At 58.4% G+C, this 1,962-nt stretch carries 1 rRNA gene; it reads left to right on the top strand.

Annotated elements, in window-relative coordinates:
* Window positions 1–315: 315 nt before the first annotated feature.
* Window positions 316–1,847: ribosomal RNA gene (locus tag ACWGL3_RS31265) — 16S ribosomal RNA — on the top strand.
* The last annotated feature ends 115 nt before the right edge of the window (window positions 1,848–1,962 follow it).

Genomic DNA, 1,962 nt, shown 5'->3' on the forward strand with positions numbered 1-1,962 from the left:
AAACCGCCGATTTGGCGGGGCGCGGAACACCTGATAAAGTAAAGACACAACAAAGCGGAAACGCAGACGCCTTCCACGGAAGAGCAGACGGCCGGAACGGCTGGCGCTTGTACGGGAAGAGCGGTTGTTTCTTGAGAACTCAACAGCGCGTGTTTGATTTTCTTTAAGCCATGTTTGTTTTGGCCCCGTCACCCGAACAGTGGTTCGGTGTGAAGGGTTCCTTTGATTAACCAGGGCAACCTGGTTGGTCAGGATTACTTCTAGGTTTATCCGCCCCAGGCCGACCTCACGGTCGCCGGGACGGATGGTATGACCTTTATGGAGAGTTTGATCCTGGCTCAGGACGAACGCTGGCGGCGTGCTTAACACATGCAAGTCGAGCGGTAAGGCCCTTCGGGGTACACGAGCGGCGAACGGGTGAGTAACACGTGAGCAACCTGCCCCCGACTCCGGGATAAGCGGTGGAAACGCCGTCTAATACCGGATACGACACACCGCCTCATGGCGGTGTGTGGAAAGTTTTTCGGTCGGGGATGGGCTCGCGGCCTATCAGCTTGTTGGTGGGGTAACGGCCTACCAAGGCGATTACGGGTAGCCGGCCTGAGAGGGCGACCGGCCACACTGGGACTGAGACACGGCCCAGACTCCTGCGGGAGGCAGCAGTGGGGAATATTGCGCAATGGGCGAAAGCCTGACGCAGCGACGCCGCGTGGGGGATGACGGCCTTCGGGTTGTAAACCTCTTTTACCACCAACGCAGGCTCCCAGTTCTCTGGGGGTTGACGGTAGGTGGGGAATAAGGACCGGCTAACTACGTGCCAGCAGCCGCGGTAATACGTAGGGTCCGAGCGTTGTCCGGAATTATTGGGCGTAAAGAGCTCGTAGGCGGCGTGTCGCGTCTGCTGTGAAAGACCGGGGCTTAACTCCGGTTCTGCAGTGGATACGGGCATGCTAGAGGTAGGTAGGGGAGACTGGAATTCCTGGTGTAGCGGTGAAATGCGCAGATATCAGGAGGAACACCGGTGGCGAAGGCGGGTCTCTGGGCCTTACCTGACGCTGAGGAGCGAAAGCATGGGGAGCGAACAGGATTAGATACCCTGGTAGTCCATGCCGTAAACGTTGGGCGCTAGGTGTGGGGACTTTCCACGGTTTCCGCGCCGCAGCTAACGCATTAAGCGCCCCGCCTGGGGAGTACGGCCGCAAGGCTAAAACTCAAAGGAATTGACGGGGGCCCGCACAAGCGGCGGAGCATGTTGCTTAATTCGACGCAACGCGAAGAACCTTACCAAGGTTTGACATCGCCCGTGGACCTGTAGAGATACAGGGTCATTTAGTTGGTGGGTGACAGGTGGTGCATGGCTGTCGTCAGCTCGTGTCGTGAGATGTTGGGTTAAGTCCCGCAACGAGCGCAACCCCTATTCTATGTTGCCAGCACGTCATGGTGGGGACTCATAGGAGACTGCCGGGGTCAACTCGGAGGAAGGTGGGGACGACGTCAAGTCATCATGCCCCTTATGTCTTGGGCTGCAAACATGCTACAATGGCCGGTACAATGGGCGTGCGAGACCGCAAGGTGGAGCGAATCCCTAAAAGCCGGTCTCAGTTCGGATTGGGGTCTGCAACTCGACCCCATGAAGGTGGAGTCGCTAGTAATCGCGGATCAGCAACGCCGCGGTGAATACGTTCCCGGGCCTTGTACACACCGCCCGTCACGTCATGAAAGTCGGCAACACCCGAAACTTGTGGCCTAACCCTTCGGGGAGGGAATGAGTGAAGGTGGGGCTGGCGATTGGGACGAAGTCGTAACAAGGTAGCCGTACCGGAAGGTGCGGCTGGATCACCTCCTTTCTAAGGAGTCTTTGAAGACCAGCTCTTCCTATGGCTGGTCGGACTCGTAAGTGGACCCGGCAGCGCCGGCCGCCCCCTCGGGGGTGAGCCTGCTGATCGGGAGTGGCTGTAAGAG

The sequence above is a fragment of the Nocardiopsis sp. NPDC055824 genome (genome assembly GCF_053616335.1).